At 35.2% G+C, this 14,404-nt stretch carries 20 protein-coding genes and 1 riboswitch; of the genes, 7 read left to right on the top strand and 13 right to left on the bottom strand.

Features of this window, described 5'->3' with window-relative positions:
- Positions 1–92: 92 nt before the first annotated feature.
- The 7 genes from KDN24_RS14645 to KDN24_RS14615 form a co-directional block, all read right to left on the bottom strand.
- Positions 93–392 carry a metal-sulfur cluster assembly factor gene (locus KDN24_RS14645; protein WP_409973538.1) on the bottom strand — a complete coding sequence of 100 codons (300 nt, stop codon included), beginning with the start codon at positions 390–392 and terminating at the stop codon, positions 93–95.
- Positions 393–404: 12 nt separating this feature from the next.
- Complete coding sequence (locus KDN24_RS14640; protein ID WP_409973539.1) at positions 405–1,649, bottom strand: hypothetical protein; 1,245 nt, start codon at positions 1,647–1,649, stop codon at positions 405–407.
- A gap of 14 nt (positions 1,650–1,663) precedes the next feature.
- Positions 1,664–1,870 (bottom strand): DUF2249 domain-containing protein, encoded by a 207-nt coding sequence (locus KDN24_RS14635; RefSeq protein ID WP_409973540.1) that lies wholly within the window; start codon positions 1,868–1,870, stop codon positions 1,664–1,666.
- Between the two features lie 4 nt (positions 1,871–1,874).
- Entirely contained in the window at positions 1,875–2,108 is a 234-nt protein-coding gene (locus KDN24_RS14630) for a DUF2249 domain-containing protein (RefSeq protein ID WP_409973541.1), read from the bottom strand.
- 25 nt (positions 2,109–2,133) lie between these two features.
- Positions 2,134–2,823 (bottom strand): Crp/Fnr family transcriptional regulator, encoded by a 690-nt coding sequence (locus tag KDN24_RS14625; RefSeq protein WP_409973542.1) that lies wholly within the window; start codon positions 2,821–2,823, stop codon positions 2,134–2,136.
- A gap of 144 nt (positions 2,824–2,967) precedes the next feature.
- Positions 2,968–3,114 (bottom strand): hypothetical protein, encoded by a 147-nt coding sequence (locus KDN24_RS14620; protein WP_409973543.1) that lies wholly within the window; start codon positions 3,112–3,114, stop codon positions 2,968–2,970.
- Positions 3,111–4,277: an MFS transporter gene (locus tag KDN24_RS14615; protein WP_409973544.1), complete on the bottom strand. Its 1,167-nt coding sequence runs from the start codon at positions 4,275–4,277 to the stop codon at positions 3,111–3,113. Before KDN24_RS14615 ends, KDN24_RS14620 begins: the two co-directional genes overlap by 4 nt.
- A 184-nt stretch (positions 4,278–4,461) precedes the next feature.
- On the opposite strand from KDN24_RS14615, the gene KDN24_RS14610 reads away from it, so the two are divergent.
- Both KDN24_RS14610 and KDN24_RS14605 read left to right on the top strand, forming a co-directional pair.
- A complete protein-coding gene (locus KDN24_RS14610) occupies positions 4,462–4,695 on the top strand; it encodes a DUF2249 domain-containing protein (protein ID WP_409973545.1) in 234 nt (77 codons plus the stop codon).
- A gap of 113 nt (positions 4,696–4,808) precedes the next feature.
- A complete protein-coding gene (locus KDN24_RS14605) occupies positions 4,809–5,705 on the top strand; it encodes a DMT family transporter (protein ID WP_409973546.1) in 897 nt (298 codons plus the stop codon).
- Positions 5,706–5,759: 54 nt separating this feature from the next.
- Here KDN24_RS14605 and KDN24_RS14600 read toward each other — a convergent pair whose 3' ends face one another.
- Genes KDN24_RS14600 through KDN24_RS14590 form a run of 3 tightly spaced genes read right to left on the bottom strand, consistent with a single transcriptional unit; the run spans position 5,760 to position 8,056 of the window.
- Positions 5,760–7,409 (bottom strand): b(o/a)3-type cytochrome-c oxidase subunit 1, encoded by a 1,650-nt coding sequence (locus KDN24_RS14600; RefSeq protein WP_409973547.1) that lies wholly within the window; start codon positions 7,407–7,409, stop codon positions 5,760–5,762.
- Complete coding sequence (locus KDN24_RS14595; protein ID WP_409973548.1) at positions 7,409–7,885, bottom strand: cytochrome c oxidase subunit II; 477 nt, start codon at positions 7,883–7,885, stop codon at positions 7,409–7,411. Before KDN24_RS14595 ends, KDN24_RS14600 begins: the two co-directional genes overlap by 1 nt.
- 21 nt (positions 7,886–7,906) lie before the next feature.
- Complete coding sequence (locus tag KDN24_RS14590; RefSeq protein ID WP_409973549.1) at positions 7,907–8,056, bottom strand: cytochrome c oxidase subunit 2A; 150 nt, start codon at positions 8,054–8,056, stop codon at positions 7,907–7,909.
- 304 nt (positions 8,057–8,360) lie between these two features.
- Positions 8,361–8,462, top strand: a riboswitch (purine riboswitch).
- 137 nt (positions 8,463–8,599) lie between these two features.
- On the opposite strand from KDN24_RS14590, the gene KDN24_RS14585 reads away from it, so the two are divergent.
- Positions 8,600–9,196, top strand: a complete 597-nt coding sequence (locus KDN24_RS14585) for a xanthine phosphoribosyltransferase (protein ID WP_409973550.1) — start codon at positions 8,600–8,602, stop codon at positions 9,194–9,196.
- Complete coding sequence (locus KDN24_RS14580) at positions 9,193–10,503, top strand: nucleobase:cation symporter-2 family protein (protein WP_409973551.1); 1,311 nt, start codon at positions 9,193–9,195, stop codon at positions 10,501–10,503. The genes KDN24_RS14585 and KDN24_RS14580 overlap by 4 nt, the downstream gene beginning before the upstream one ends.
- Positions 10,504–10,713: 210 nt before the next feature.
- On the opposite strand, the gene KDN24_RS14575 is transcribed toward KDN24_RS14580, so the two are convergent.
- Positions 10,714–10,917, bottom strand: a complete 204-nt coding sequence (locus tag KDN24_RS14575; RefSeq protein WP_409973552.1) for a transcription initiation factor TFIIIB — start codon at positions 10,915–10,917, stop codon at positions 10,714–10,716.
- Positions 10,918–11,014: 97 nt separating this feature from the next.
- A complete protein-coding gene (locus KDN24_RS14570) occupies positions 11,015–11,194 on the bottom strand; it encodes a hypothetical protein (protein WP_409973553.1) in 180 nt (59 codons plus the stop codon).
- 255 nt (positions 11,195–11,449) lie between these two features.
- On the opposite strand from KDN24_RS14570, the gene KDN24_RS14565 reads away from it, so the two are divergent.
- The gene (locus tag KDN24_RS14565; protein WP_409973554.1) at positions 11,450–11,608 is read left to right on the top strand and encodes a hypothetical protein; all 159 of its coding nucleotides are present in this window, start codon (positions 11,450–11,452) and stop codon (positions 11,606–11,608) included.
- A gap of 42 nt (positions 11,609–11,650) precedes the next feature.
- Here the strand turns inward: KDN24_RS14565 and KDN24_RS14560 are convergent, their stop codons facing one another.
- Complete coding sequence (locus KDN24_RS14560) at positions 11,651–12,106, bottom strand: chemotaxis protein CheX (RefSeq protein ID WP_409973555.1); 456 nt, start codon at positions 12,104–12,106, stop codon at positions 11,651–11,653.
- A gap of 160 nt (positions 12,107–12,266) precedes the next feature.
- On the opposite strand from KDN24_RS14560, the gene KDN24_RS14555 reads away from it, so the two are divergent.
- Positions 12,267–13,355: a type III polyketide synthase gene (locus tag KDN24_RS14555; RefSeq protein ID WP_409973556.1), complete on the top strand. Its 1,089-nt coding sequence runs from the start codon at positions 12,267–12,269 to the stop codon at positions 13,353–13,355.
- A 3-nt stretch (positions 13,356–13,358) separates the two neighbouring features.
- Positions 13,359–13,910: an isoprenylcysteine carboxyl methyltransferase family protein gene (locus KDN24_RS14550; RefSeq protein WP_491348057.1), complete on the top strand. Its 552-nt coding sequence runs from the start codon at positions 13,359–13,361 to the stop codon at positions 13,908–13,910.
- Positions 13,911–14,404 lie beyond the last annotated feature (494 nt).

Here is a 14,404-nt window from a genome sequence, read left to right as displayed (position 1 = left end):
CGCCCTCTATCAATTGATAGAGGGCTCAATCCAATTCGCTTTTATTAGTCTCAATTGAAGCAAGTTCAGTTCATTTGCGCCATGATCCAAATTCATCTCCCTAGCTGTTTTAATCCTTCTGGTGTCATTTTTTCCGGTGTCCATGATGGCTCCCAAACAAGATCTACATCAACAGCTGTGATCCCTTCCATTTCTAATAGGCAATGTTTTACTCCACTTACAATACTGTCATGGAGTGGGCAGCCTGGTGTCGTTAAAGTCATTGTCACATGTACGGTATCTTCATCTGGTAGGTTAACCTCATATATTAATCCTAAATCAACTACATTTATGTTTAATTCCGGATCCATAACTCTTTTTAAATTCTCTAATACTTTTTCTTTTACTGTCATAATGAACTCCTCCTATTTTGTAACTATTTTGGCAATGGTGAAACAAAACGTGAAGCATGCAAGTGTAAATAAAGTTTGACTAGTTAAAAATATGAGTTTGCTTTCTAAGAAGACGGAAAGAGCGATCCCGATAGTAGCAGCCATCAATCCAGCAAAAACAGGGATGGCTGCACGTTCATTAATCATATCCTTTAATGCAGGTACTTCTTTTTTGCCGATTTCTTTACTATATTTAGCTGTCCACCAAAGGAAAGGGACAATTTTGTATAAATAACCAATAATACTAAAGGCAATCCAAAGAAATAAGTACAAATATAATAAAGCCCCAACTGTTTTATGAAAAACCCCAAAAATGGCCGTTAGAAATGCAGATAAGTGAATAATCCAACCACTTGCAATTGCGATAAGCGCAAATGTAAAGGAGCGATCAAGCTTCTTTTTAACACGTTTTTTTAATATTAGTGAAATATGGTACATAAAACATGAAAATCCGACGAATAGAAGGAATATAGCCATAGTGAATAAACCCGATTTACCCATGAAAAACGAAATCATTGCAATGACTAATCCGCCAATATAAATGGGATAAACAAAGTTTGCTAGTTTCATGCTATAGCCATGTGATAGCGAGAACATCGGCACCATTTTATATGAGAATCCAAAGATTAGCATAGTGAACCAACCAGCTGTACCAAGCAGTAAATGACTCTTAAATAAGCCCTGATAGTGATGTGCCATGAAACCAGTTTTCATGCTTAATAGTAATGTTATCCCTAGAAAGATAGTCGCTAGCAAGGCAATAAGTGCGGTGCCAACATATAAGGTTAAAATATTAGGCTTCGCTTGTTTCCGCAATGTCATAAACATTTGAAAGAGAAACATGAGAATTCCTGCTACGGTGATAATTCCTGGTAATAATGCTTTTTGTGGATTATAAAATAAATAATGCGCAAATGAAAAAATTCCAATAGCTGTAACACCAAATTGAATAAATCCGAATTTTTCATTCCATATCGGTGTTAGAAAAGCAACAGGAACAAGCTGATACATTGCCCCCATCGCAATCATTAAAGCCCAGCCAAGAATGAATAAATGGGCTGCAGACCAGATCCCAGGTACTCGGAACTGTCCATGAATAATGAAATCACTCTGAAAGAATAGTAAAATTTGTGATCCCATTAGGGCAACAATACTCGTAAAAATAAAGGAAAAAGGAAGTTTAATATTTGTTTCATTGCCTGACTGTGAAGAAATCATCTTCATCACCTGCTTTATTTCGTAATTTCAATGAGGAAGCTTCCATCTTCTTGTTCGGTTGTGATATGCTTTAGACCCATTTCCTCAAGCTGTTCATACAGAAACATAGGGCGACGGTCATTAATAATAGATAGCGTTTCACCTGAAGCTAACGTCTCAAGTGCAGCGAGTGTTCTCATCATTGGTTGAGGTGGTTCGAGCCCACGATTATCTAATTTCATTTGACTAACCTCTTTTCGTAAAAGTGATTTTCCAATGTTTCTTTTCAAGCTCTTCTAATTCGTAAACAAAACCTTTTCCTTTCATGATGGGCAACAGAGGAACTGGTTTAAAAGGGGCATGAAGGATAAAAACATCATCCTTTTCCAAAGAAGTGATCGCTTGCATAATTTTTTGGAATGGTTCCAGCTTATTTTTTATGTCCTCTCTAACATCCAATTCTACTATTCTACTATCCATTTTTAGCGCTCCTTCATTCTTATTTTTATAAAAGTTCCTGTTTTAGAAGTTCTCGATTAATTAAATAAAAGCCCTCTCCATCGATAAAAAGGAATTTCTTTTTCTTTAATTGACTAATTGTCCTGCTAACGGTTTCTCTAGAAGTGCCGATCATGTTTGCAAGTTCTCTATTCGTAAAATGAGTCGTGATTTTATAAATATCATTTACTTTTGCACCATTTGTTTTGCTAAGTCTTAAGAGCAGCCTTATAAATTGTTCATACGTATTATAAAGAATTTGCTCTTCAAGGCGGTCTTGTAAGTCGACAATTTTTCCCCCTAAAACATTAAATATTTTTATACATAATTCCGGATAGGAGAGAAGAATTTGCTCGAAATGATCGATCGGTATGACGATTAACTGAGCATCTTCAATGACTGCCGCATGTGCAGGATAATGGCCGCGTCTGAAAAAACCTGCGTGTGGAAACATTTCGCCAGCCTCTAGAACAGAAATAATTTGCTCTCTGCCAGAGGAGTCTGTTTTGAAAATTTTTACTTTCCCACTATTAATGAAAAAAACGCGATCGAGTGGATCTTCTTGCATAAACACATATAGTTTTTGCTTATATAGCCGTGATTGCGCAATTTCAACAATATGTTTCAGTTCTTCTTGCTCTAATTCTCTAAAGAGTGGAACCGCTTTTAGTCTTCTCTGAACATCGGCTATTCTCAATTAGTATCACCTTCTAACAGGAAATAATTGCTTTTATAATGGTAGTTTATCACCTTAAATGAAGTAATTATGTGACCTGGATCATACATTTATTTTTTTGATTCTCATTCTCAATTATGCTTATTAAAAAATCCGCAGATTAATCTAATCTGCGGATTTTTCCATTTCTTTTTGATTGGCACATTCAAAACATAAAGGTTGATGTTCATTTGAAAATGTTCCATTGAAAAAGCCATCCAAGCAATATAGCTCCTTTTCACAAATGACACATTTAGCAACAAGTTCTTTCATTCGTACTCCTCCAAGCTTTCTTTAACAAATGCTTTTCTTTTTAAATAATAGAAGGTGCTAAATGTAGTCATAAATAAAATGCATGCCGCCATAATGAAGCCTGTTCCGAATGATACGGCTAAAACACCTGTTAAGGCAGAACCTACTACAACACCAAGTGAAAAAAAGGCATAAAAAAGTCCGAAAGCTTTTCCTCTTGTTTCTTCATTTGTATGCTTAACTAGCATAGCTGATATTGAAGGAAACAAAAATGCAAAGCCAGTACCATAAAGAATCATGCAAATAAACAAAAATAAAAGGGATGTGGCGAAACTTAGCAGAATGAGGGCAATCCCAATGATGCTCATTCCGATCATCATCATATTTTGTTGTTTGTAAAGATCAAACATTTTGTTCGTTGGTAACCCAAAAATTAAAATGGCCGTAATTCCGAAAGTACTTAATAGAATCCCACTGAAATGGCTCTCGAATTGTAATGATTCCACCTGTAAAGGAAGCATATAAGCTAATACACCTTGGGCAAACATGAGTGAAAAAGCACCTGTATAGCTTATTAACAGCATCGGGGAGTTTAAAATAGTGAATAATGTTTTAACGGGTGGTTCGATTTTTCTTGTCACAACTGTTTTTTTATTTTGCAGGACAAATAAAGCAATAAGTGCTGTGGCAAGCATCGTAATGGCAATAATGATAAATACCCATTCGATACTGTATTTTGAAGCAATAATTCCCCCGAATGCAGGGCCAATAATAGCCGAAATGCCGACAGCCACACCAGAAATAGCCATTGATTTTCCTTGCCTATTCTGTTTTCCATAATTAGAAATGAGCGTAAAGGCAGCAGGCACAAGAAGTCCGCTAAATAAACCATGAATAAAACGGACAGCTACTAGTTGATTTGCTGTTGTCACTATCGTATAAAGAAGCAGAATTCCACCTGTCCAAAGAAGTCCATAGATGAGAACTTTTTTTGCTCCTTGCTTGTCAATCCAAAGCCCTGCAATAATATTTCCAAACATATTGGTGAACGAATACATTCCTACAGTCAATCCAATTAATGCAGGTGTTGCCCCTAGGCTCTTCGCAAACGGACTCATGATAGGCAATTGTGAAAACATATCAATAAAAGATATTAATACGATAAATAAAATAAATTGTTTCATAGCATCTCCCAATGTAATATTCTTTCTATTTCATTATACTAGGAGAAATCAGTTATCGGCTACTAATCGAATTATATAGGTACGATCAAAATCATAATAAGAATGTGAGCCCCCTCACTAAACTTTATGAATCATTTATTTACAATATAATTGTTCATCACAATTAATAAAGGAGGAGTAAAAAATGCAGGAATTTGCGAAAACAATTATCGCACCAGATTACCCCCCTCGGGAAAAGCATCCGACCATATTTCGGACATTTGATTCATTGCGGTCAGGTGAAGCTATGCAGCTAATTAATGATCATGATCCAAGACCATTACAATATCAATTTATGATGGAAAGAGAAAATCTCTTTACATGGGAATATCTTGAACAAGGTCCGGATACTTGGAGAGTAGCAATCGGTAAAAAGTAAATGATTACTTAAAAAAGGGCAATTGAATTGTCCTTTTTTTGCTCGAAAACCAATTATTCAGAAGAATATGGTAGAATAGAAGAATCTTTGGATTAAAGGGGGCTTGTAAATGAATGAAGAAGATTCTTCCTTATTTATCGATTGCTTTAGGAGCAAGCTTATGGGGAATTATTGCTTTTTTTGTAAAAGGCTTAAGTGATCTTGGGTTTTCTCCTATGGAAATAGTAGCCATTCGGGTTACATATTCTGCCCTTATCCTACTAATAATTGGTTTAGTCTGTTTTAGAAATGAATTGAAGCTGCAGAAGGTGGTCGATATTCGTTACTTTATCGGAACAGGTATATTAAGCATAGCCTTTTTTAATTTCTGCTATTTTACAACGATAAGTCAAATGAATATTTCAATAGCAGTCATTCTTTTATATACTGCTCCAGCATTTGTAACAATTTTATCCTTTTTTTTCTTAAAGGAGAGTTTAACTGTAAACAAGATAGTTGCTGTAGTGGGAACGATTATTGGCTGTATATTAATTGCAGGGGTGACAATAGGAGAGAGCGCAATTACACTTTTTGGCATTATTACAGGATTATGCTCTGGCTTAGGATATGCCTTATATACAATTTTTGGAAAGTTCGCACTTAAGAAGTATGAGCCATTTACAATTACCTTATATACGTTCAGTATTGCAGCCATTGTATTAATTCCCACTACTCAGCTTTGGAGAAACTCTGAACTGCTATTGAATGTACATGCTTTGTTTTATGGAATTGGATTAGCGCTTTTGCCAACCGTTCTCGCCTTTTTGCTATATACTTGGGGTCTTGAACAAACAGAGGGGAGTAGGGCTGCTATTATTGCAACGATAGAGCCTGTAATCGCAACTTTGTTAGGGTTGTTGCTTTATGGAGAGAGGCTTGGGTTTATTCAAATAGTTGGTGCATTATTCATCCTTTTCTCGGTAGTCATCGTTAATATCTCAATAAAGAAAAAGCAAGTCAGTTCAGCATAGGGAATAATTAAAAAACACTCCTATCTTGAAAGATAGGAGTGTTTTGAACGATCATTACCAGAGCTTAAATCCTTTAGCTCCTGGAGGTGCATTTTGGAATAAATCGATAAGTGGCAAGGTGTAAGCAAATAAGATTAAAGCAGCTGTAATCCCAAGCCATAATTTCCAGTTGTCGAAAACCATTGGCGTTTTTTCAGCTTCATTTGAAACTTCAGCCACTGGGAATTCTTCATCACCTTTTGGTGCAAAGAACGCAAGATTTACGACAATATAAAGCATAATAATAATCGAGAAGAATAGAATTGATCCACCAACTGCCTGAGCGATTTGGTATGGTACCCATTCTGCCGCTTGTGCAGCTCCACCATAATCAGAGAATGCAGAACGACGTGGAGCTCCTAAAAGCCCTGCAGCATGCATAGCACCTGACATAAAGAACATTCCTATTGCCCATGTATAACCTTGAATTAAAGCAAGCTTATTCATTTTCTTCGTGAATTTTCTGCCTGTTAAATGTGGGATTAACCAGTATGAAATCCCAAAGAAAGTTAATATAACAGCCGTTGCTACAGTTAAATGGAAGTGTCCAGTTACCCAAATAGTATTATGAACTACTTGGTTCATTTGGTGGGATGCGTTAACGATACCACCAGCTCCGCCTGGGATAAAGGCAAGCATTCCAATGAATGGTACTGTAAATCTAGCATCTTTCCATGGAAGCTTTTTAAGCCAACCGAAAAGTCCTTTTGCACCTTTCGAGCGGCCGAAGCTTTCGAAAGTAGCGAATAGTGAGAATGCTGTCATCATAGAAGGGATAACAACTAAGAATGTTAGGACAACTTGTAAGAATTTCCAAGCTGGGTCAATTCCTGGCTCTAACAATTGATGGTGGAAACCAACTGGAATTGAGAATAATAGTAATAGAACGAAAGACATACGTGCTAATGAATCTGAGAAGATTTTTCCGCCAATGATTTTTGGAACGATTACATACCATGCCATATAGGCAGGCAATAACCAGAAATAAACAAGTGGGTGACCGAAATACCAGAATAGTGTACGGCTGACACCAACGTTGATTGTATCTACTAATCCTAAAGACCAAGGAATAATTTGGAATAACATAGTTGTTGCTACGCCAATTGTTGCTACATTCCACATAATTAATGTGATGACTGACATAAAAGTAAGCAATGGACTTGGTTGTCCACGATTGGCTTTTTTCCATTGGCTATATTTCATATAAATGGTTGCACTGTCAAGCCATGTCCCAACAACGACAAGTGTCAATCCGATATAAAATAAATAATGTGCTTTAAGAGGTACATAGAATGTAAATAGAACAGTAGCCTCATTTAATAGAACCATAGTTGCTGCCATTGCAGTACCAACTAATTTTAGCCAAAAACCGACCCAACCTATAGAACGTTGGCGATTTGTAAAGGTACCAGAAGTTTTACTAACGGAAGCCATCATAAATCCAATAATAAAGAAAGTTGTAAGTACGAGTCCTAAAACAACACCATGAACAGTTAAAACTTGATAATATCCAATGCCAAAAGGCAGAGTAAACTTTCCTGAGCGCACCAAAACTTGTAATAATCCTGCAAGTCCGCCGATTGCTAGAGCAACGAAAGCAACATGGAGGTGTGCCATCGATAGTTTTGCATCACGAGGGTCAACTTTAAATTTTTCGTTTAACATTATTCAACCACCTCGATTTTCGACGTCATCATGTGATGCCCGACACCACAGTATTCATTACAAAGAACTAAAAATTCACCTGGTTTATTAAACGTATAAATAAGTTCACTTATGTAGCCAGGCTCCAACATCATGTTAACGTTTGTTCCAGCTACTTCAAATCCATGAATGACATCTTTTGTCGTAGCAATAACTTTTACTTTTGCACCAAGAGGTACTTGAACTTCACCAGGCTCATAATGGAAAGCAGAAGCAACGAAAACTAATTCATAATCCCATTCCTTACCCTCTACTTTTTTAAGTCCTGGCTCATTAAATGGTTCTTGTGTATCAACCTTTTCAGGATCGATTGTTGCTAAACAGCTTGGTGGCTGGTTTCCAAGATAGAAAGCGCTAACACCGATAACTGTAAGGAATACTAAGAGCGATCCTATACCAAAAATAAGCCAAATTTTCTCAAACTTATGCATATGCATGGCTTTTTTCCCCTTTCAATTTTAAGAACGATCTAAAAATAGTGAATATACCCCAGCCCACGTTACAATTAGGATGACTCCTAGTATAAGTACGGAAGCTAACGTCCCCTTTAAAGATGATTGGTCTTCAATTTCTGTTTCAGTTTTTCGATTGAGTTCTGGATTTGCCATTTTCTTTCCCTCCCTTCGAATAATTGGAAAAAGTAAATGATTACAATTTCATAATACAAGACTATCTAGAAGAATCTAGATTGTTTTTTTGAGTTCACAAATTATTCATAATGTATGTTAACACTATAATAACAGTGGAAAATTGATGTTTCAGTGATGTATGTCACAAAAACAACTATGTAATTGTGAATAAAATGTGAAGTTTAAATTAAAACTTGACAAAGAATGTGGTGTGGATTTTGATAATTCATAAAATAAAATATAGTTGATTTCTTAAAAAGGGGTGGTATAATACCTTTATTGTTAAATTAAATAAGCTTTCACTCATATAATCGCAGGGATATGGCCTGCAAGTTTCTACCGGGTTGCCGTAAATGACCTGACTATGTGTGAACAATGAATAGAGAGGTGAGTAGCCTCTCTATATACCGTCGTCTTTATTTATTAAAGCCTAAAGGTCATTGATTCACTCTATTATGGCGTGAATGCAATTGTCTTTAGGCTTTTTGTTTTTAAAAAAATAACAACTAGGGGAGGAAAAGCATGGAATTGCTTTTGAACACAATTAAAAAAGAAGGTATCATTCTTTCAGATTCAGTATTAAAAGTAGATTCATTTTTGAATCATCAAATTGACCCACATTTAATGTTAGCGATCGGACAAGAATTTGCACAGCTTTTTGAAAAAGATGGAATTACAAAAATATTGACAATTGAATCATCAGGTATCGCTCCTTCTGTAATGGCAGGATTAAAATTAAATGTTCCCGTTATTTTTGCTAGAAAAAGAAAATCTTTAACCTTAATAAATGAACTTTATACATCGACCGTTTATTCATTTACAAAGCAAGAAGCAAATGAAATATCTGTTTCAAAAAAATTTATTAACGAACATGATCGTGTGTTAATTATTGATGACTTTCTTGCGAATGGACAAGCTGCTTTAGGATTAGTAGAAATCGCAAGACAAGCAAATGCTGAGGTGGCTGGTATCGGGATTGTAATTGAAAAAAGTTTCCAAAGTGGGGGAGAAGAGCTTCGAGAAAAAGGGTTTAGAGTGAAGTCACTAGCAAGAATTGCTTCTTTAAGTAATGGAGAGGTCGCTTTCATTCAGGATAAAACGGAGGAGCCAATACGATGAAACAAAATTCCTTTAAAATTGCCTCGTTAGGGATTCAACACGTATTAGCGATGTACGCTGGAGCTGTTATTGTGCCGCTTATTATTGGCGGCTCCCTCGGATTAACAAAAGAGCAGCTAACATATTTAGTGTCAATTGATATTATGACTAGTGGTTTAGCAACCATTCTTCAAGTTTGGCGAAATAAATTTTTCGGGATTGGATTGCCGATTGTGCTAGGTTGTACTTTTACCGCTGTCGGTCCGATTATCGCAATCGGTAATCAATATGGAATCTCCTCTATTTATGGGGCGATCCTTGTTTCAGGTATATTTGTCGTAATCATTGCTAAATATTTTGGGAAGCTTGTAAGATTCTTCCCTCCAGTCGTTACGGGATCTGTTGTAACGATCATTGGAATTACGCTCGTGCCTGTAGCAATGACTAATATGGCAGGGGGGCAAGACAGCGCAGATTTTGGTTCATTGTCAAATATTGCACTTGCATTTGGAACTTTATTATTTATCATCCTATTATTTCGCTTTTCAAAAGGATTTATTCGCTCGATCTCCATTTTAATTGGGTTAATTGCTGGAACGATTGTTGCTTATTTTATGGGGAAAGTGGATTTTAGTGCTGTTAGTGATGCATCATGGGGACACTTACCAGTTCCATTTTACTTCGGGCTGCCGACATTTGAAATTACACCGATTATTACGATGATACTAGTTGCACTAGTAAGCTTAGTTGAATCTTCAGGTGTATACTTTGCACTTGGCGATATTTGTGAAAAGAAAATAGAGGAGAAAGATCTCGTAAATGGATATCGTGCAGAAGGGTTAGCGAGTATTTTCGGTGCACTTTTCAATTCTTTTCCATATACGACGTACTCCCAAAACGTTGGGCTTATTCAAATATCAGGTGTGCGAACAAACAATGTTATCTATACTGCCGCAGCCATGTTAATTCTTTTAGGATTTATTCCGAAAATTGGGGCGGTCACAACAGTCATCCCTGCTTCAGTTCTAGGTGGTGCAATGATTGCCATGTTCGGAATGGTTGTTGCATCTGGAATTAAAATGTTAAGCAAAGTTGAATTTGCCTCACAGGAAAACTTGTTAATAATCGCATGTTCAGTCGGAATGGGTCTAGGAGTATCTGTTGTTCCAGGATTATTCGCTCAAGTACCAGAAAACATTCGCATTTTAACTGAAAATGGAATTGTTGCAGGAAGCTTAACAGCGATCTTTATGAATATTTTATTCAATGAAATAAAAATTAAGCATAAACAGCCTATTAAAATGAAGGAATCGAATATTCATCAATGATAGTAAGATTGAACAAGTAAAGAAATATGCTTAACATCCCCGACTTATTTTAAGTAAAAATATGTTAGAACGTCATCAACCTTTCTTATCTATTTACGATATAGATAAGATTTTGGGGGGTGACGTTTTTTGTTATGAAACCGTAAACGAGTATTATGTTTACAGTACAAGATACTGATTTAATTTTAATTTTTTATTTTTGATGTCTACTCAATATATAGTATCTTTAAATCTACTTGGTTTTGTTACATAGCTTTCGATTATATATCCACAATCTGTACAAATAATAGATTCTATAGATGAACCTAAAATTTTACCCTTAGGAATCATATTTGCATAACCATTAAGCAGTCCCTTTCCTAGTTCAGTTCCGCCACATTTCGAGCACTCTTTTATTTTTATTGAATTTACCAATTGAAACTTCCTCCTTTTCAAACTTTCGTGATGAATTTTTAATATTTTGCTATTATCTATATGTACGAACCGAAGGAATGATTAGTTTCGCCATTCTTTATTTCACTTCAAGAAAATGATTTATTAATTCCTTTTCATTAACAACAATTCTATCGGTTAAATCCCGTGTTCGTAATACATACTCTTTTACACCAATAAACTCTGATTCAGCAATAAGAAAAAATTTCGTTTCCTTTTCATATCCTTTAAATGGTGATTTTAACTTATAGATCTTCATTGATAAACCTCTTCTGTTCATATAAATCAAATCTTTTTTCACTGGATTCTCTATAGATTTCATCCATTTTATCATGGATTAGTAATGTTGGTTCATTTTAATTTTTTCTCTTTTCTATCATAGCTTTACAATTTATCATATCGCATAAAAAAAGCAAAGCATTCGCTAAAAGGGCATGGAATGTCAAGCATTTCTAATCACAAGGTGATGAGTTAAAAAATATAATGATTTAACTGATATGAGGATGTGGATGGAATGGAGAAATATTATTGTGAGCGTTGCTGTCTTCTTTATAATAAGGAAGAATTATGCCAGGTATGTGATATTATTGCGAAGAAAAAAATTATTATCGAAGTCCAAAAACAGAAAAATCCATTTAAAAATGACATAACTGAGCAGGATTGGGATATGTGAATCATTTTCCTACTAAAAAAACGGCACAAATCATTGTGCCGTTTAATTTATTTCGACCATTAATATTATTAATAAAGTACCTACATTTGTAATGGTGATAGGTAGTCGAAAAGCTTTCGTGAAACCATTGACCTTTGTTTGACCTACTAATACGGTTGGAGGTGTAATATCCATTTCAAATCCTTTTTGGGAAATAAATGTTGATAGCGAGCCTGCTATCATATTCCCTAGCTCACCAGCAAAGGATTCAAGCATTTCTCCTTCAAGGACCATCCCAAACATCGCTTCTCCAATTTTCCCGAATACTATTTCATTCCCATCAATGATAATTCGGCCTTTGGCGTCACCGGTCATTCCAATCAAGACACCAATTGAATGCTGTGTATAAGATTCAGTAAATAAAGATGGTTTCTCAACGATGATTTCTAATGGTAAAACAGTCTTTACTGATTCAATAGTCCCATTTAAGATGTCTGTTACACTTTTTGTTAATGTCACACTCTATTCCCCCAACTTTTTAACTAGGACTATTTTAACACAATAAATAGGGACGAGAATATCAATTTATTGATTTTTTAAATATTTTTATAATTTATAGACGATCGCATACTCTTCAATATTTTGGTAAATGATATAAATACTAAAGGAGAGAGTCAATATGTCATATATTGTTTCAATTTCGGAGGCCTTGCCAGCCTATGTATTAGGACAAGAAGAAGTAAGGCAATTTGCAAAAGATTTATTTTCAGATTCATTTTATGATATTGACCGGTTGCTGAAAGTGTTTAGCAATGGACAAATTGATAAACGGCATTTAGCAAAGGAACTTGAATGGTATAAAACTGATCGATCATTTCAGGAAAGAAATGATGCTTATATTGAATGTGCAGTTGAATTAGGGGTGCAAGCAATAAAAAACTGCATAACAAATGAACTTTTTCTAAAAAACGAATTTTCGCTTCAAGAAATTGATGCTATCTATTTCATTTCAAGCTCTGGTATCGCAACTCCTAGTATTGAAGCACGTATTATGAATAGGCTTCCATTCTCTCCTCATACGAAAAGGATTCCTATATGGGGGCTTGGTTGTGCAGGAGGAGCTTCAGGATTGGCACGCGCATATGAACATTGCCTTGCTTTCCCTCAAGCAAGTGTTTTAGTTCTATCAATAGAATTATGCAGTCTTACATTCCAACGGAATGATCACTCGAAAAGCAATTTAATTGGTACATCACTATTTGCGGATGGCGTGGCCTGTGCACTCGTGTCAGGAGCTCAAGTAAATCGAGATGTATTTCAAAAGCGATTAGCTGCACCAGTAATTAAAGCGACACAATCAACACTTTTTCCTCATTCATTAGATGTAATGGGATGGGAAGTGAAAGATGATGGGCTTTACGTTGTTTTTTCAAAAGACATTCCTTCTATTATTGAGAGCTGGTTGAAGCCAAACGTAAATGAGTTTTTACAGGAAGAAAATTTGGACATGAATAGGATCAAACATTTTATTGCCCATCCAGGGGGAAGGAAGGTAATTGATGCTTACGTAAATTCTTTAAAGATAGGTGAAGAAATGACGAGTATCTCACTTAATGTTTTAAGGGAATTCGGCAATATGTCTTCAGCAACCATTCTATATGTGATGAAACGATTTATGGAGCTCGGAGAAGCAGGGGAATATGGCTTAGCTACGGCGCTAGGACCTGGATTTAGCTCTGAATTACTCCTTATAAAATGGGAGGAATAGTTCGTGATTTTCTTGTTCTTTATAACACTAATCATTATGCAGCGACTTACTGAACTTATTATTGCAAAAAGAAATGAGCGTTACTTGAAGCAGAAAGGAGCGATAGAATTTGGACAAGATCATTACTCATTTATCGTAATGACACATAGTTTATTCTTTGTCGCTTTCATTGTTGAAGTCATAACTTTAAATAAAGATTTATCCACAAATTGGTTGTTTTTGCTCTTCTTATTTTTAATTACTCAAGCAGGTAGGCTATGGGCTCTCTATTCACTGGGAATGTTTTGGAATACAAAAATTCTCGTTTTGCCTAATGCTGATGTCGTAAAAAAAGGGCCGTATCGATTTGTAAAACACCCAAATTATTTAATTGTCACGATTGAATTTTTAATTATCCCACTTTTTTTTCAAGCATATATAACAGCAGTGTTATTTTCCTTGTTGAATGCAGTCATTTTAGCCATTCGTATTCCAGCTGAAGAAAAAGCATTAAAGCAATTAACCGCATATGAAGAAGCATTTCGACCCACTTCAGAGAATGTAAAAAAAGTGTAAGAAATGGTGAACTTTTTTTGAATAAAGTAAAAAGTTTATTGAAAATGATTATCACGCATGATAAACTCTAATTGAGTTTGAAAATTATTCTCAATATCATTCCAATTAGGAAGGTGTTGTTACATATGGTAGCCGTTTTTATTGCTGGTACAGTAACAGCTTATGCATTTATAATGAAATATGTTTTAAAGAATATTGCTAAACCGCAAACGAGATAATTAACCTAATAGACGTTCTATGTTACTTTTTTTATGAACAATTAAATAATTGCTGAAAAAACTAAGGTATTTGCAGAAAAGATTTAGCAAATACCTTAGTTTTTTTTATTTCATTTTACGCTTTATTAATTAAAATAATTTGAGAATCGTTAGCGAGCTCGTTTGGCTTTTTCTTCTGAACAGGATTAATCTTATCCTTTTGGCACTACAGAATCACTTTCCATTGGAATTAGTCGAAAAGTCATTTAAAATAGATGTAAATATGAAACTGTTACT

The sequence above is a fragment of the Cytobacillus sp. Bva_UNVM-123 genome, from assembly GCF_046351715.2.
Lineage (GTDB): Bacteria > Bacillota > Bacilli > Bacillales > Cytobacillaceae > Cytobacillus.
The sequence above is the reverse complement of the archived record's forward strand: the minus strand, read 5'-3'. Positions and strand labels throughout refer to the sequence as shown.